This window comes from Aliidiomarina celeris, from assembly GCF_003316875.1.
GTDB classification, from domain to species: Bacteria; Pseudomonadota; Gammaproteobacteria; order Enterobacterales; family Alteromonadaceae; genus Aliidiomarina; species Aliidiomarina celeris.
Window position 1 is genome coordinate 148,921 of the sequence record NZ_QMIL01000005.1, and the last position, 14,597, is coordinate 163,517.

At 47.8% G+C, this 14,597-nt stretch carries 18 protein-coding genes; 8 read left to right on the forward strand and 10 right to left on the reverse strand.

The genetic code is table 11. From position 1 onward, the window contains the following. Nucleotides 1-17: 17 nt before the first annotated feature. The 7 genes from dusB to cutA form a co-directional block, all read right to left on the reverse strand. Nucleotides 18-977, reverse strand: coding sequence for a tRNA dihydrouridine synthase DusB (dusB, locus tag DQW12_RS10665; RefSeq protein ID WP_113907852.1), 960 nt, complete (start codon nucleotides 975-977; stop codon nucleotides 18-20). A gap of 156 nt (nucleotides 978-1,133) precedes the next feature. Beyond that, entirely contained in the window at nucleotides 1,134-2,027 is an 894-nt protein-coding gene (gene prmA / locus DQW12_RS10670) for a 50S ribosomal protein L11 methyltransferase (RefSeq protein ID WP_113907853.1), read from the reverse strand. 72 nt (nucleotides 2,028-2,099) lie between these two features. Beyond that, the gene (accC, locus tag DQW12_RS10675) at nucleotides 2,100-3,443 is read right to left on the reverse strand and encodes an acetyl-CoA carboxylase biotin carboxylase subunit (RefSeq protein WP_113907854.1); all 1,344 of its coding nucleotides are present in this window, start codon (nucleotides 3,441-3,443) and stop codon (nucleotides 2,100-2,102) included. 24 nt (nucleotides 3,444-3,467) lie between these two features. Then, complete coding sequence (gene accB, locus DQW12_RS10680) at nucleotides 3,468-3,935, reverse strand: acetyl-CoA carboxylase biotin carboxyl carrier protein (protein ID WP_113907855.1); 468 nt, start codon at nucleotides 3,933-3,935, stop codon at nucleotides 3,468-3,470. 58 nt (nucleotides 3,936-3,993) lie between these two features. Beyond that, complete coding sequence (gene aroQ / locus DQW12_RS10685; RefSeq protein ID WP_113907856.1) at nucleotides 3,994-4,431, reverse strand: type II 3-dehydroquinate dehydratase; 438 nt, start codon at nucleotides 4,429-4,431, stop codon at nucleotides 3,994-3,996. 132 nt (nucleotides 4,432-4,563) lie between these two features. Beyond that, nucleotides 4,564-5,202 carry a protein-disulfide reductase DsbD domain-containing protein gene (locus DQW12_RS10690; RefSeq protein WP_113907857.1) on the reverse strand — a complete coding sequence of 213 codons (639 nt, stop codon included), beginning with the start codon at nucleotides 5,200-5,202 and terminating at the stop codon, nucleotides 4,564-4,566. 3 nt (nucleotides 5,203-5,205) lie between these two features. After that, on the reverse strand, nucleotides 5,206-5,523 hold the full coding sequence (gene cutA, locus DQW12_RS10695; protein ID WP_113907858.1) for a divalent-cation tolerance protein CutA: 318 nt from the start codon (nucleotides 5,521-5,523) through the stop codon (nucleotides 5,206-5,208). Between the two features lie 96 nt (nucleotides 5,524-5,619). Here cutA and DQW12_RS10700 point away from each other — a divergent pair, with 96 nt between their 5' ends. The 5 genes from DQW12_RS10700 to DQW12_RS10720 all read left to right on the forward strand — a co-directional run bounded on the left by DQW12_RS10700 (nucleotide 5,620) and on the right by DQW12_RS10720 (nucleotide 9,211). Next, nucleotides 5,620-6,111, forward strand: coding sequence for an FxsA family protein (locus DQW12_RS10700; protein ID WP_157957907.1), 492 nt, complete (start codon nucleotides 5,620-5,622; stop codon nucleotides 6,109-6,111). 123 nt (nucleotides 6,112-6,234) lie between these two features. Next, nucleotides 6,235-6,525, forward strand: coding sequence for a co-chaperone GroES (locus tag DQW12_RS10705; RefSeq protein ID WP_072154776.1), 291 nt, complete (start codon nucleotides 6,235-6,237; stop codon nucleotides 6,523-6,525). Nucleotides 6,526-6,582: 57 nt separating this feature from the next. After that, a complete protein-coding gene (gene groL, locus DQW12_RS10710; protein WP_113907860.1) occupies nucleotides 6,583-8,214 on the forward strand; it encodes a chaperonin GroEL in 1,632 nt (543 codons plus the stop codon). A gap of 208 nt (nucleotides 8,215-8,422) precedes the next feature. Next, entirely contained in the window at nucleotides 8,423-8,938 is a 516-nt protein-coding gene (locus tag DQW12_RS10715; protein WP_113907861.1) for a DUF3016 domain-containing protein, read from the forward strand. Nucleotides 8,939-9,028: 90 nt separating this feature from the next. After that, nucleotides 9,029-9,211: a hypothetical protein gene (locus tag DQW12_RS10720; RefSeq protein ID WP_113907862.1), complete on the forward strand. Its 183-nt coding sequence runs from the start codon at nucleotides 9,029-9,031 to the stop codon at nucleotides 9,209-9,211. A gap of 99 nt (nucleotides 9,212-9,310) precedes the next feature. Here DQW12_RS10720 and epmB read toward each other — a convergent pair whose 3' ends face one another. Continuing rightward, nucleotides 9,311-10,333: an EF-P beta-lysylation protein EpmB gene (epmB, locus tag DQW12_RS10725; RefSeq protein ID WP_232819952.1), complete on the reverse strand. Its 1,023-nt coding sequence runs from the start codon at nucleotides 10,331-10,333 to the stop codon at nucleotides 9,311-9,313. A 112-nt stretch (nucleotides 10,334-10,445) separates the two neighbouring features. Here epmB and efp point away from each other — a divergent pair, with 112 nt between their 5' ends. The 3 genes from efp to DQW12_RS10740 all read left to right on the forward strand — a co-directional run bounded on the left by efp (nucleotide 10,446) and on the right by DQW12_RS10740 (nucleotide 12,483). Beyond that, on the forward strand, nucleotides 10,446-11,015 hold the full coding sequence (gene efp / locus DQW12_RS10730; RefSeq protein WP_113907863.1) for an elongation factor P: 570 nt from the start codon (nucleotides 10,446-10,448) through the stop codon (nucleotides 11,013-11,015). Continuing rightward, nucleotides 11,015-11,986, forward strand: a complete 972-nt coding sequence (epmA, locus tag DQW12_RS10735; RefSeq protein WP_113907864.1) for an EF-P lysine aminoacylase EpmA — start codon at nucleotides 11,015-11,017, stop codon at nucleotides 11,984-11,986. Before efp ends, epmA begins: the two co-directional genes overlap by 1 nt. A gap of 62 nt (nucleotides 11,987-12,048) precedes the next feature. Further along, nucleotides 12,049-12,483 (forward strand): MerC domain-containing protein, encoded by a 435-nt coding sequence (locus DQW12_RS10740; protein ID WP_113907865.1) that lies wholly within the window; start codon nucleotides 12,049-12,051, stop codon nucleotides 12,481-12,483. Between the two features lie 2 nt (nucleotides 12,484-12,485). Here DQW12_RS10740 and trmA read toward each other — a convergent pair whose 3' ends face one another. Continuing rightward, entirely contained in the window at nucleotides 12,486-13,598 is a 1,113-nt protein-coding gene (trmA, locus tag DQW12_RS10745; RefSeq protein ID WP_113907866.1) for a tRNA (uridine(54)-C5)-methyltransferase TrmA, read from the reverse strand. A 107-nt stretch (nucleotides 13,599-13,705) separates the two neighbouring features. Next, nucleotides 13,706-14,134 carry an RNA recognition motif domain-containing protein gene (locus tag DQW12_RS10750; RefSeq protein ID WP_198683950.1) on the reverse strand — a complete coding sequence of 143 codons (429 nt, stop codon included), beginning with the start codon at nucleotides 14,132-14,134 and terminating at the stop codon, nucleotides 13,706-13,708. Nucleotides 14,135-14,597: the final 463 nt, after the last annotated feature.

Sequence of the window (14,597 nt, forward strand, 5' to 3'; positions counted from 1 at the left end):
GCGCTCTTATCTCTCTGCTAAATTGACGAAAAAAAATCTAGGGCGTCCAGTTGCTCTTGAGCCGTTTCAAGTTGATTAAACTTGGCTCTAAAGTGGCTGGGATCGCCAATACCTTGCACGTACCAACCGATATGTTTTCGGGCAATGCGCACGCCGCGCCAGTCGCCATAAAACTTATGCAGTTCTTGCACGTGTTCCTTCATTACTGTGGTCACTTCCTCGCGCGTTGGCGCGCCAAGATGTTGCCCAGTATTTAGATAGTGCACAATTTCCCTGAAAATCCAGGGGTTTCCCTGTGCGCCGCGACCAACCATTACAGCGTCAGCCTCGGTGTAGTTCAGCACTTGTTCCGCTTTTTCGGGAGTCGTGATGTCGCCGTTAGCAATTAGCGGTATGCGAATTGCTTGGCGAATATCACGAATGGTGTCGAACTCGGCTTGCCCTTTATACATGCAAGCTCGCGTTCGCCCGTGCACGGTTAGTGCGTTCATGCCTTCACGCTCTGCCAGTTCTGCAATTTGAACACCATTACGGTGTTCTGGTGCCCACCCTGTCCGTATTTTCAGGGTTACAGGTACTGTTACTGCTGCTCGCACAGCACTGAGTATTTCTTGAACTAACCCGGGCTCCTTTAATAACGCAGAGCCCGCGAGTTTTTTGTTCACTTTCTTTGCCGGGCAGCCCATATTGATGTCGATAATTTGTGCGCCCTCAGCAACGTTATGCTGCGCTGCACGCGCCATCAATTCCGGGTCAGACCCTGCAATTTGTACAGAACGAATTCCCGGCTCATGGTTATGAACCATGCGAGCACGCGATTTTTCTGTGTCCCACACCTCTGGGTTACTCGACAACATTTCCGAAACAGCCATTCCTGCACCTAAGCGTGTGCAAAGGCGTCGAAACGGGAGATCGGTAACACCGGCCATAGGTGCAAGCAGCACATTGTTCTGAAGTTGATAACTTCCAATCCGCATCGGTTAAAAACTGTTCAGCGAAAGGGGGGAGAATTCTAAGGAATTTGCAGCGAAAAAAAAAGGCGAATAAGTAACCAAAACTACCTTTTTTTGCCTTTTTTACGCTTGACATTACGGGCCTAAACACCATCCATGGTGTGCTACGTAAAGGAATTGTTATCCAACCTCACTTTGGGTACAGCGGCCTTCAATGAGGGTCCATTCGTCTATGTAGCGCGGACTATTAAATGCAATACGCGATTGGTAAGCGTTCATAACGCTAGTGGCCTGGCGCCGCAAAATACCCGACATAGCAATTGGTCCGCCTGCTTTAAGGTATCCCAGAATAACAGCAGAAAGCTCTTGCAGTGGGCCAGCGAGGATATTGGCAATAACGATATCGGCTTCAAGTTGCGGAGCTTCATGAGGAAGGTAAACGTCGAAGGCGTCGCCAACGCCATTACGAACTGCATTGTCCTTGGTGGCAATGAGTGCTTGCTTGTCAATGTCGGTGCCGATACAGCGCGCTGCGCCTAACTTAAGCGCGGCAATACCTAAAATGCCTGAACCACAACCAAAGTCGACAATGGTTTTGCCTTTTAAGTCCTGTTCGGTAAGCCACGCAAGGCAAAGCGCTGTGGTGGGGTGGGTGCCGGTTCCAAACGCCATACCGGGGTCGAGCATAATATGTGGCTGTGTGGGTTCTGGTGGTTCATGCCAAGAAGGAACGACCCACAAGGTACCACCAAAACACATAGGTTTGAAGTTATCCATCCATTCCCGCTCCCAGTCTTTGTCTTCGAGCGGGTCTGTTTTGTACTGCAAAGGTTTGGCGAGAAAACTCACTTTGCCGAGGTTTGTTAAGATAGGCTGCAAGTTGGTTTCTGCAGGGTACAAGCCGGTCACCAAGGTTTGTGACCACAGTTGCACCTCACCGGGACCCGGTTCGAAAATAGGGGCGTCTTTTGCGTCTCGATAGGTGACTGCTTGGGCCTGATTCGCCATCAGTATGTCGCCGAGTTGGCGGGCATAGTCTTCGCTGGTGGTGAGCGTTAATTGAATCCATGCCATAAAGGGTCCTCGCGGCAGATATAAGAAAGCTCAGGGTTTTACCTGAGCTTTCGTTGAATCGCAAGTTGAAGTTTAGCTTAAACCAAGCTTCTTCTCGAGATAATGAATATTAGTGCCGCCATGTTGGAAGTTCTCGTCGGCCATGATTTTTTTCTGAAGTGGCACATTCGATTTGATCCCTTCCAAAATAAGCTCGCCTAATGCATTCCGCATGCGGGCAATGGCCACGTCACGGTTATCGCCGTAGGTAATAAGCTTGCCAATCATAGAATCGTAGTTTGGCGGAACGCGGTAGTCGGTATAAATGTGTGAGTCCCAACGAATACCCATGCCACCCGGTGGGTGAAATCGCGTAATCGTACCTGGCGAAGGAATAAATTTCTCTGGATCTTCGGCGTTAATACGGCACTCAATTGCGTGACCACGAATAACAATATCTTCTTGGCTAATAGACAATGGGCGTCCGGCAGCAATACGAAGCTGCTCTTTAACTAAGTCAACACCGGTCACCATTTCGGTAACAGGGTGCTCCACCTGAATACGGGTGTTCATTTCAATGAAGTAGAACTCACCATTTTCGTAGAGGAATTCGAAGGTTCCAGCGCCACGATAACCAATTTCAATACAGGCGCGAGCGCAGCGCTCACCAATACGATTGCGCATTTCTGGCGTAATACCCGGTGCTGGTGCTTCTTCTACAACTTTCTGATGGCGACGCTGCATGGAACAGTCGCGTTCGCCTAAGTGAATAGCATTGCCTTGACCGTCGGCTAAAACCTGAATTTCGATATGGCGTGGGTTCTCGAGGAACTTCTCCATATACACCACCGGGTTACCAAAGGCTGAGCGGGCTTCGCTTTGGGTGGCTTGAATCGATTTAAGCAGGTCTTTCTCTTCACGTACTACGCGCATGCCACGGCCACCACCACCGCCAGCCGCTTTAATAATAACCGGGTAGCCAATACGTTTTGCGGTTTTTAAATTCTTCTCGTCGTCGTCACCTAACGGGCCGCCGGAGCCAGGTACACAAGGAACACCCGCGGCTTTCATCGCTTCAATTGCGGAAACTTTATCACCCATCATACGAATAACGTCGGGGGTTGGGCCGACAAAGATAAAGCCGGAGTTTTCCACTTGCTCGGCAAAATCCGCATTTTCCGCTAAAAAACCATAGCCGGGATGAATTGCCGCCGCGTCGGTTACCTCCGCGGCGCTAATGATACGCGGAATATTCAAATAACTTTCAGTGGCTGAAGCTGGGCCAATACAAATCGACTCGTCGGCCAGCAGCACGTGCTTTAAATTTTTATCAACCGTTGAGTGCACCGCTACCGTTTTAATGCCGAGCTCCTTACAAGCACGCAATATACGTAGGGCAATTTCACCTCGGTTGGCTATCACTACTTTATCAAGCATGAGTATCGCCTTTATTCGGTCGTTTTATTCAATCACAAACAAGGGTTGATCAAACTCAACCGGCGCTTCGTTGTCGACAAGGATTTGTTTCACGACACCCGCCACTTCGGCTTCAATGTGATTCATCATTTTCATCGCTTCAACAATGCACAAGGTGTCGCCTACGTTCACGCGTTGGCCAACAGTAACAAAGGCTTTTGCGCCCGGAGCTGGAGACTCATAGAAGGTGCCTACCATGGGCGACTTCACTATGTGGCCTGTAATTTCTTCTTTGGCTGGCTCCGTTGGCGCTGGCGCGGCTGCCGGCGCAGCTGCTGGAGCTTGAGGCGCGGTGGCCATTTGTGGTGGCAATTGATACTGAGCAACGGCAGGCATGGTGTTCGGGCTAGTACGACAAATGCGCACCGCTTCTTCACCTTCTGTTATTTCGAGCTCTGCAATACCTGATTCTTCAACCAGTTCGATCAGTTTCTTAATTTTACGAATATCCATAACCTGTTTAACTCACTTTTTTCAGTGTTTATATTGAATGGTTTCTAAGGTGTTCATATTAAGGTTCGAGCAAAGAACGGAGCGCAAGTTCATATCCTTTGGTTCCGAGCCCACAAATAACCCCTTGCGCGCAGTCCGACAAATAGGAGTGATGGCGAAACGGCTCGCGGGCATAAATATTGGAAATGTGAACTTCAATAAAAGGAACAGCTACGCCCAAGAGCGCATCGCGAAGCGCAATGCTCGTGTGGGTAAACGCGCCGGGGTTAATAATAATGCTGTGTACTTTGCCCTGGGCTTGATGAATGGCATCAATTAACTCGTGTTCGGCATTGGACTGAAAGAAACTTAATGATGCTTGGAACCTGCTCGCCAGTTGTTGCAAGCTTTCGTTTAAGGCAGCAAGCGTGGTTGAACCATATCGCTCAGGCTCACGAGTACCGAGCAGGTTCAAATTCGGACCATTGATCACTAAAATATGTTGTTTTTCGGCCATTGTGTCGCCATTTGCTCTTAGCTTGCGTTATTTGAAAGCTAAACGCCTTCACAGCGAAGGCGTTTATGACAATACTGTCATTATAAGCAAATTTTTCGTGATCGCAGTAAAATACTGGTCTTATCAGCGAAATTAGCGACTTTTACGGCTCATTATAAAGCGCGTGCCTACAATGGCGATAACGGCAATGGCAACCCAGAACACAGTACGGTAAGGCGAGCGGGGCTCATGAGCAACGTCGGTTTCGCTTAGTTCGGGAGAGGCCGTGGTCGGTATAGCCTCGCCTGCACCCGCTGTGCGGCGCAAAAATATGGTTTGCGTGGCCGGAGGGTAGCAGAAACCTTGATCGGCACAGCCTTGATAACGAACATTTAATACTTGGTTGCGTTCCGCTTGGTTAAGGTCGACCTGAAATTCGACCCGATCTCGGTAAATCACCGTGTCACCAAAAAATTCGTCTTTGTACTCGATACCCTCGGGCATCGGACGTTGTGTGTGAATTAACTGTTCAGGCTCGAAGCCAAACCGGTGTTGGTATAAATAAAAGCCTTCACGAATCTCAAAGCTGACCGTAAGCAAGCTGTCGACTTGTTGGTAGTCCAGTACAAATACTTCTTCCGGAGGTGGGAATTGACCTTGCTGTAAGGCGCCCGAAAATGGGTTGTTCTGTGCTGCACTCACTGCTCCACTCGCTGCTCCAATCACTGCTCCAAAGCAGAGTGAAGTAGCGCAGAGACTTACTGCAAGCCATTTCATATTAAGTTTCAACATGATCTAAGTTACGTCCTCTATCCATTTTAAATAGGCGGAGTGCCCTTGGGCTACCGGCAGCGCAATCACTTCAGGCGTTTGGTATGGATGCAACTGCAGCACGAGCGCTTCAATTGCGGAATAATGTAGTTGCGGCGCTTTAATGAATAAAAGCTGTTCATTGCCTTCGGTAAGCTTGCCCTCCCACATGTAGAGCGAGCGCACGGTTGGTAGAATTTGTACGCAAGCGGCAAGTTGTTGCTCGAGCAAGGCGCTCGCGATCTGATTCGCCACAGTAACATCGGGCACGCTTACCATTACAACGTGAATTTGATTGCTCATTTCTATTCCTACCGAAAGTGCTTATGCCTTGAGCCTATATCTTGAAATATGCAACGGGTGGCCTCAGATCGACAGTATATCAAAAGTGAGGTTCCAATGTTTTTTCCTTTATTTGTGCTTTTTGTAGTAATGCCAGTAATTGAAATTGCTGTGCTAATTCAAGTGGGCAGTGTTTTGGGTGCCTTGAATACCATTGCGCTACTTATTTTAACGGCGGTGGTGGGGGCGTCTCTTGTGCGCTCACAAGGGCTCCGAGCGTTACAAAATGCACAACTGAAAATGAGCCAAGGTGTACTGCCGGGGCGTGAGTTAGCCAGTGGGCTCATGATCTTTATCGCCGGCATTATGTTTATCACGCCCGGCTTTGTAACAGATTTATTCGCCTTGCTGCTGTTGCTGCCGCCAGTTCAGGCAATTCTTGGTGTTTGGTTGCTCAAGCGACTACAAGCGCAAGGAACCCATACTCAGTTTCGCTTTTACAGCAGCCAACGCGGCGATGCCGAAAAGCCGTATTCGCCGCATCAAAAGGGCGGCAATCGTACGCTAGAAGGTGAGTATGAAGAAAAGGAGGACTCTGAAAAAAAATGAAAAAAATTTTAGTCTCGCCCCTTGGAATCGGTACGGCTGCCCCCATCTCGTAGTCACTAAAAATTTAAACTCGGGTCGGAATGGTTCTGGCCTGTTTCCATCATTGTTTATAGGAGTATCTCGATGAAACTTCGTCCTTTACATGATCGTGTGATCGTAAAACGCTCTGAAGCAGAGAGTAAGTCACCAGGGGGAATCGTTCTGACTGGTTCTGCCGCTGAAAAATCAACACGCGGTGAAGTTATTGCAGTGGGTAACGGTCGTATTCTCGAAAACGGTGACGTGAAACCGTTAGACGTAAAAGTAGGCGACACCGTGCTGTTCAGCGATGGCTACGGCGTAAAAACCGAAAAGCTCGACGGTGAAGAAGTGTTGATCATGAGTGAATCAGACATCTTGGCGATCGTTGAGTAAATCATTTCTTCCCATTTTGATTGAACATTCACAGTTTAGTAAGAAAGGAAAAAGATCATGGCAGCTAAAGAAGTAAAATTCGGTAATAGCGCGCGTCAAAAAATGCTAAAAGGCGTAAACACCCTAGCAGACGCAGTAAAAGTAACATTGGGTCCTAAAGGCCGTAACGTTGTACTGGAAAAGTCATTTGGTGCTCCTGTTATCACCAAAGACGGTGTAAGCGTAGCAAAAGAAATTGAACTCGAAGACAAGTTCGAGAACATGGGCGCGCAAATGGTGAAAGAAGTGGCGTCGAAGGCGAACGACGAAGCCGGTGACGGTACTACCACGGCAACCGTACTTGCTCAGTCTATTGTGACTGAAGGCTTGAAAGCAGTTGCAGCGGGTATGAACCCAATGGATCTAAAACGCGGTATCGACAAAGCGGTTATCGCAGCCGTTGAAGAGCTGAAGAAAATTTCTCAGCCGTGCTCAGACAGCAAAGCCATTGCACAAGTAGGTACTATTTCGGCCAACTCAGACACTACCATTGGTGAAATCATTGCCAATGCAATGGACAAAGTAGGCCAAGAAGGCGTAATTACAGTTGAAGAAGGCCAAGGCTTACAAGACGAGCTGGAAGTTGTTGAAGGGATGCAGTTCGATCGTGGTTACCTTTCTCCGTACTTCATCAACAATCAAGAGAACGGCACTGTTGAATTGGACAGCCCGTACATCTTGTTGGTTGACAAGAAAATCAGCAACATTCGTGAATTGTTGCCAGTACTTGAAGGCGTTGCCAAGTCAGGCAAGCCATTGTTGATGATTGCAGAAGACGTTGAAGGCGAAGCGCTAGCGACTCTGGTGGTGAACAACATGCGCGGCATCGTAAAAGTAGCTGCGGTGAAGGCTCCTGGTTTCGGTGACCGTCGTAAAGCCATGCTGCAAGACATCGCCGTATTAACCGGCGGTACCGTGATTTCGGAAGAAATCGGTATGGAGCTGGAAAAAGCGCAACTTGAAGACTTGGGCAGCGCGAAGCGTGTTGTTATTAACAAAGACAACACCACTATTGTTGACGGCGCAGGCGACCAAGACGCGATTCAAGGCCGTGTTACACAAATTCGCCAGCAAATCGAAGAAACTTCTTCTGACTACGACAAAGAGAAGCTGCAAGAGCGCTTGGCTAAACTGGCCGGCGGTGTTGCGGTAATCAAAGTTGGCGCGGCGACTGAAGTGGAAATGAAAGAGAAGAAAGCGCGCGTAGAAGATGCACTTCACGCAACCCGCGCGGCGGTTGAAGAAGGCGTAGTACCCGGTGGCGGTGTTGCCTTGGTTCGCGCAGCGAGCAAGTTAGCAGACCTTCGCGGCGACAACGAAGAGCAAAACGTAGGTATTAAAGTTGCACTTCGCGCGATGGAAGCACCATTGCGTCAAATCGCCTACAACGCTGGCGCAGAAGCGTCTGTAGTTACCAATAAGGTGAAAGAAGGCACGGGTAACTTCGGTTACAACGCCGGTAACGACACCTACGGCGACATGCTGGAAATGGGTATTCTGGACCCAACTAAAGTGACGCGCTCTGCACTGCAGTTTGCTTCTTCAATTGCGGGTCTGATGATTACTACTGAAGCGATGATTGCAGAACTGCCTAAAGAAGACGCACCAGCAATGCCTGGCGGCGACATGGGCATGGGCGGCATGATGTAGTTTCGGTTAATATTCCGAATGCATTTAAGAAAGGGGTGGTTTTCCGCCCCTTTTTTTGTGCTTTGTATAGATGAAGATAGTGGTTTTTATTGCCTGAGATCACAGAGGTTTTACGAAGTTTTACAAATTCTATACGCACTGTGACCGCTCCGCTCGGTGAATTCGTATATGCTTATGACATCAACAAAAGCACTAATCGGAGGTCCTTATGTTACGTCGTACATTTATTTCATTATTGCTAGGCTTTAGTGTTATAACCACAGCGTCTGCAGCAACGGTAGAGGTAGAGTGGCATGAGCCGAGCTCCTACCGTGATATTCGGCCCGCTGAAGAGCCTCAGGAGCGTTTTCAGAACCGGGTTTTTGAACATTTAAACGCTTATTTTGAAACCCTGGCGGCACGTTTGCCCGAGTCGCAGAAATTGCAGATCACTGTAACGGATTTAGACCTAGCCGGTGAAGTGTATCCCGAGAATATTAATAACAGCTTGCGTATGGTACGGGTGGTTCGATCGTCTGACTTTCCAAGTATTACCCTGAGTTACACACTCACCGATGCTAACGGAACAGTCGTGCAGGAAGGAGAGGAACGTTTACGCGGTCGCGACCTTCCGGGGCAGGGGCGTACGTCTATGCGAGGCACCAACACTCAGCAAGAAGCACTTGCCTATGAACGCGCAATGCTGGATCGCTGGTTTCGCTTTCGCTTCGAACAAAATCAGTAAAATTGATTAAAGTTCTGTGGGCACTGGCCGTTAACGAGTATACGGTGCATGCTGTGCCGTATACTTTTAGGCAGTAAAAAAGGAGGCCTCATGGAAATTGCATCGCAAGGTCCAAAGCAGCTTGAACTGATCTCATTGCAAATGGCGAAAGGTCAAATGCAGCAAGAAGGTGCCGCAACCCTGGAGTTGTTGGAATCTGCTGCAACGTCTGCGCCGCAACAGAGCTCAACACCAAGTGCGGCCGTAGGTAGTGTAATCAATACAACAGCGTAATCGCACGATTTGCTTAGTTGTTGATTAGGGGCCTTGCTTCTCAAGCGCTATATGTTGCAAGAGAAGCTCGGTTCCCATTTCTTTTTTACTTCATGTTACTCAATAGTGAATCGGTGTTTTACTTGCTTCCCCACCAATTTCTTTTACGAACTTCGGAACTAGAAAACCTGGCAATTCTCGTAATAACGTCTGCATGAGTTCTTTTGCACGCGCTTCGGGTACGTAAAAATGTGACGCGCCTGCTACCTTATCCATTTGGTGCAAGTAGTAGGGAAGAATGTGGTTGTCGAACAAGGTTTCGCTAAGCGCCTTTAATGTGTCGATATTGTCGTTTATGTTGGCCATTAAAACACTTTGATTGAGCACGAGCACGCCGGCCTGTTTAAGTGTGGCCACGCCAGTAGCCAGTTGTGGGCTTATTTCGTTAGGGTGGTTAATATGCAGCACCATAAGTGACTGTAAACGGCTTTGTGAAAGAGTTGCCGTGAGCTCTGGGGTAACTCGTGAAGGAATAACCACAGGCAGGCGTGTATGAATTCGAAGCCTTTTAATGTGGGTGTGCGATTCTATCAAGGAAACTAAGTCAGACAGGTGCCGATCTTTTGCCATTAAGGGATCACCACCGCTTAGAATCACTTCGTTCAGCTCTTTATGGTCGCCGATATAGCGGTCTATTTCTTGCCACTGTTGCTGGGTAATCCGGTGTTCTTGATAGGGGAAGTGTCGACGAAAACAATACCGACAATTCACGGCACAGCCACCCTTGAGTAAGATTAAAACGCGTGATTTATATTTGTGTAGTAGCCCGGCTGGACCTTTCAAGTTTTGCTCAAGTAGCGGATCCGCGGTAAAGTTTGGCTGTTCTTTAAATTCAGTTTGATTCGGCAGTACTTGTAGAAGCAATGGGTCGTTCGGCTGGCCATACTGCATTAGTGCAACGAACGGCCTCGGAATGCGCATGGGAAAGAGCGTTGTTGCACGAGTTTGGCTTTCGAGCCAGTCTTTATTCAAACCTAAAATAGAAGCGAGCTGTTCGGGGCGAGTGTAAGCACGGGCAATTTCATACTGCCACGACTCCGCTGCGACAGATGGCACATTAATTGGCTCGGGCTGGACAGTCACGAAGTGGAATTCCTACTCTGGTGTGTGAAGTGGCTACAATTTTACCTGAAATTCGCTACGAATTGGTTTATTATGAGCGCAATTTTTTGCCGTAATCGTTAAAGAGGAACACATGGCAAGTTACAGCACAAATGAATTTAAAGGTGGATTGAAAATCATGCTCGACGGTGAGCCTTGTTCAATCCTTGAGAATGAAATGGTAAAACCCGGCAAAGGGCAAGCCTTTAACCGCGTTCGTATAAGAAAACTCTTGAGCGGTAAAGTTGTAGAGAAAACCTTTAAGTCGGGCGACTCAGTAGAGGGTGCCGACGTAGTCGAAGTTGAATTGGCTTACCTTTATAATGACGGTGAGTTCTGGCACTTCATGAATAATGAAACCTTCGAGCAAATTGCTGCCGACGAAGCTGCGGTAGGCGACAATGTAAAATGGTTGGTGGAACAAAACGTTTGTACCCTTATGTTGTGGGACGGCAAGCCAATTAGTGTTACACCTCCGAATTTTGTTGAACTTGAAATTACCGAAACCGATCCTGGCTTAAAAGGCGACACGGCAGGTACCGGCGGGAAACCTGCCACTTTGTCGACCGGCGCGGTTGTTCGCGTTCCTTTGTTTGTGCAAATTGGCGAAGTGATTAAGGTTGATACGCGCAGCGGCGAATACGTTTCACGCGTTCAAAAGTAATGCATTCGTTGAATTGGAAGCCTGTCGCAACACGGCAGGCTATAGAAGCCCGGGCTGCGCTTAATGCGAGTATCCGGGCTTTTTTTACGGGCCGAAATGTTCTTGAAGTTGAAACGCCCATTTTGGCACAAGCGGGTGTGCCGGACCTCCACCTCGTTAATGCTACCACTGAATTGACCGGCGCAGGTCTCGCCAAGCCGCAAACCTACTATTTACAAACCTCTCCTGAGTTCGCAATGAAAAGGCTGCTGGCAGCTGGAATTGGAGATTGTTTTCAATTGGCGAGAGTGGTGCGAAACGATGAGCTCAGCCGCCGCCACAATTTTGAATTCACGTTGCTTGAATGGTACCGATTAAATTTTACTGATCATGATCTTATGCATGAGCTAGACGCGCTGATGCAATACTGTTTGCAGGCGCCACCGGCAGAATATGTGAGCTATCAAACCGCTTTTCAGCAGGCACTAGAATGTGATCCCTTAAGTGACAGTGCAGAGCGGATCGCCCGCCAATTAACGGCGAAGGGCATCGACTGTGACGTGGTGTCGGATAATAAGCAGGCATTGCTGCATTTAGCGATGAGTCTTGTTGTTGAACCAAGCTTAAATCCTGAAGTTCCTACCTTTGTTACGTTTTTTCCTAAAGAGCAAGCTGCATTGGCGCGCTTGAACGAGAATGACCCGCGTGTTGCGCACCGATTTGAGCTCTTTTATAAGGGCTTGGAATTGGCGAATGGATTTTGGGAACTCACCTGCGCTAGCGAGCAGCGCGCTCGATTTGAACAGGATAACCGTAACCGTAAGGCGCAAGGCTTACCTGAAATCCCTATAGATGAACGGCTACTTGCGGCGCTCGAACAAGGTTTGCCGCCGTGTGCAGGCGTTGCTGTGGGGGTTGATCGATTGCTGATGATTCAACTCAAAGCACTCTCAATTGAAGAGACTCTGTGCTTTCCAAGCTTGCGCGCTTAAATCGTCGTTTTCTTTTTCATTGGCTATGTTATACTATAACAGTAAAGAAAAGGAGACGCTGAATGCAACACAAACCACTCGACAAAGCAGGGATTGTAATGGCCGTTTTATGTGCATTACATTGTTTGCTTGTGCCTGTAGTTCTGCCCACTTTAGGGCTTATGGGATTGTCATTTTTAGGGTTTGAATGGTTCGAGCGGCTAGTACTTACCGTCGGCTTAATTATTGGTGCGTTAGCAATTAGCTCCGGAATTCGTCACCACGGAAGTCCTTTCCCTTTAATTGCTTTAAGCTTGGGCGGTGTTCTTTACTTTTTCAAAGATGCTCTGGGGCATCATTTTGAGCCGCTCCTAATTGTAGTCGGGGCGAGTCTTTTGGTTACAGCTCATGTGCTCAACTTGCATTTATGTAGAACCCGCAATCGCCTACCCTGTGAAGAAGTGGAGCGTAGCGTCGAACTTGTGACCGAAAGTGTAGACCCAGCCCCACAAAAATAACCTTATTTTTTCTTCAAATACACGCCTGCTTCAGTGTGCTGTGTGAAAGGAAACTGATCAAATAGTGCTATGCGCTCGAGAGCATGTGTTTGCGTCAGTTTTTGCAAATTTTCACAGAGTGTATCGGGATTACACGAAATATATAGGATGTGCTCGTACTGGGCGACCATGTCTAATGTGTCGGTGTCGAGCCCCGCACGAGGTGGGTCAACAAGAACACTGTCGAATTGGTAACTACTCAGTTGCAGTGCTTCAACCCGTTTCGAGGTAAAGCTGCCGTCCATCGCTGAGCTGAATTCTTCAGCCGACATTCTAGCAATGACAACATTGTCGATTTGGTTAAGTTGAATATTTGTTTGTGCGGACTGTACCGATGTTCTTGAAATTTCAGTAGCAAGTACGCGTCTAAAGTTCTGCGCCAAGGGCAAACTAAAGTTCCCGTTACCGCAATAAAGTTCAAGCAAATCGACTTCTTGGTTTTTCTCTGCATTGGTGCAATTCAACGCCCATTCAATCATTTTTGTATTCACGAGAGCGTTAGGTTGAGTAAAGCTATTTTCGATCTGTTCAAAGTGATAAGAACGATTTTCAATATTGAGTGTTTCCACAACACGGTCGGTGTTCACTAAAACTTTTTGCTTCCGTGCTCTGCCGATAATCTCTACAGAGCCAAATCGCTGGAAAGCCTCCCGCATTGCAAGCGCCTGTCGCTGCCACTCATCACTAAGTTGCCGGTGGTAAAGCAGCGATATAGTAGCTTGTCCAGTGGTAGTGGTGAGAAAGTCTACTTGGAATAAGCGGTTGCGTAATAACGGACGGTCGCGAACATAATCAAGAACCGCAGGCATTAGAGTGTTAATCAGCGCCGAGCCGGGCGGAAAGGTGTCAACGCGATATTTCTCGCGTGTACCTTGATGAAACATAATGTAATAGAGCTCGTCACCTTCATGCCAAACTCTAAACTCCGCACGCATGCGATACCCTTTGGGTTCAGAGGCGAAGACTTCAAGGGGAATCAAGGTGCTTGGGTTAGGTTGAAAAACTTGAAGCTGCTGGCGAAGATGTTCGGTTTTCAGCGTGAGTTGTTGCGAATAGCTTAGTTGTTCGCCTGACATAATGGACCTCATAAGTGACAAGCGCGGTATTCTACCTTGATGAGGCTAATAATGTAAAAAATGAAGGACCGATAATTCATTATCGGTCCTAATAGGGGAGAAAAGATTTATTCTTTGTCTGTTTCAGAATGAGCCGCGCGGACTTTTAAAGTTCGACCTTCAAAGTCACTATCATTCAGTTTTGCTAACGCAAGGTCAGCACCGGTAGGCTCCATTTCTACAAATCCATAGCCTTTCATCCGGCCGCTGCGACGGTCTTTCACTAAACGCACTGACTCCACTTGACCATATTGTTCGAATAGCTTTTGAACAGCCCCTTCGTCTGTTTTAAACGGTAAGTTACCCACATAAAGTGTTTTAGAGTCACCGCTAGTGGCGGCCGAAACGGGTTTAGCACTTGGCCTGCTAGAAGTTCTTTTATCAGCTTTTGGCTTGGCGGCTGCTTTATCTGTACCTTTTTGCTGGGTGATCATTCTGCTCAAGAGAGGTGTAAGCACCCCGCCTAGAAACGTAGATAACGCTATTGCAGTCACCATAGTGTTACTAAGGGGACCGTATAAGAGCCAAAATACACCGGTGAACACAGCTGCGAGTACCGCGGCTACAATAATGCGTGAAGCTGGGGTCGATTGTTCCATGAAAAATCCTTGGTTATAAAAAATAAAAATGAGAAGAAATGCAAAGCTATAGTAGCGCTTCCCCAAGCGTTCATCAAAGGAATCGGATTAAATATGAAAAAATCTTTCAAAAGGGGCTTGACCCAAATCTAAAAGTGTCTAAAATGCGCCTCTCTTCGCAAGAAGACGCTAAAGAGCTCAAAACAAAAGGTTAACTTTTCGTAAATGGGCTCAGCGGTCGCCGCAAACTTAGGAAAATGAAAAAACTTTCCGAAAGCGGTTGACAACAAAAATGAGGTGTGTAGAATGCGCACCTCGCTTCGAGCTCCACTGAGCCAAGCAACGTTCTTTAACAATATATCAAGCCAAGTAATCTGTGTGG

What these genes read in the sequence shown, in the direction of transcription:
- dusB (WP_113907852.1), bottom strand. Translation starts at nt 977, where the DNA reads ATGCGGATTGGAAGTTATCAACTTCAGAACAATGTGCTGCTTGCACCT.
- prmA (WP_113907853.1), bottom strand. Translation starts at nt 2,027, where the DNA reads ATGGCATGGATTCAATTAACGCTCACCACCAGCGAAGACTATGCCCGC.
- accC (WP_113907854.1), bottom strand. Translation starts at nt 3,443, where the DNA reads ATGCTTGATAAAGTAGTGATAGCCAACCGAGGTGAAATTGCCCTACGT.
- accB (WP_113907855.1), bottom strand. Translation starts at nt 3,935, where the DNA reads ATGGATATTCGTAAAATTAAGAAACTGATCGAACTGGTTGAAGAATCA.
- aroQ (WP_113907856.1), bottom strand. Translation starts at nt 4,431, where the DNA reads ATGGCCGAAAAACAACATATTTTAGTGATCAATGGTCCGAATTTGAAC.
- DQW12_RS10690 (WP_113907857.1), bottom strand. Translation starts at nt 5,202, where the DNA reads ATGTTGAAACTTAATATGAAATGGCTTGCAGTAAGTCTCTGCGCTACT.
- cutA (WP_113907858.1), bottom strand. Translation starts at nt 5,523, where the DNA reads ATGAGCAATCAAATTCACGTTGTAATGGTAAGCGTGCCCGATGTTACT.
- DQW12_RS10700 (WP_157957907.1), top strand. Translation starts at nt 5,620, where the DNA reads ATGTTTTTTCCTTTATTTGTGCTTTTTGTAGTAATGCCAGTAATTGAA.
- DQW12_RS10705 (WP_072154776.1), top strand. Translation starts at nt 6,235, where the DNA reads ATGAAACTTCGTCCTTTACATGATCGTGTGATCGTAAAACGCTCTGAA.
- groL (WP_113907860.1), top strand. Translation starts at nt 6,583, where the DNA reads ATGGCAGCTAAAGAAGTAAAATTCGGTAATAGCGCGCGTCAAAAAATG.
- DQW12_RS10715 (WP_113907861.1), top strand. Translation starts at nt 8,423, where the DNA reads ATGTTACGTCGTACATTTATTTCATTATTGCTAGGCTTTAGTGTTATA.
- DQW12_RS10720 (WP_113907862.1), top strand. Translation starts at nt 9,029, where the DNA reads ATGGAAATTGCATCGCAAGGTCCAAAGCAGCTTGAACTGATCTCATTG.
- efp (WP_113907863.1), top strand. Translation starts at nt 10,446, where the DNA reads ATGGCAAGTTACAGCACAAATGAATTTAAAGGTGGATTGAAAATCATG.
- epmA (WP_113907864.1), top strand. Translation starts at nt 11,015, where the DNA reads ATGCATTCGTTGAATTGGAAGCCTGTCGCAACACGGCAGGCTATAGAA.
- DQW12_RS10740 (WP_113907865.1), top strand. Translation starts at nt 12,049, where the DNA reads ATGCAACACAAACCACTCGACAAAGCAGGGATTGTAATGGCCGTTTTA.
- trmA (WP_113907866.1), bottom strand. Translation starts at nt 13,598, where the DNA reads ATGTCAGGCGAACAACTAAGCTATTCGCAACAACTCACGCTGAAAACC.
- DQW12_RS10750 (WP_198683950.1), bottom strand. Translation starts at nt 14,134, where the DNA reads ATGGTGACTGCAATAGCGTTATCTACGTTTCTAGGCGGGGTGCTTACA.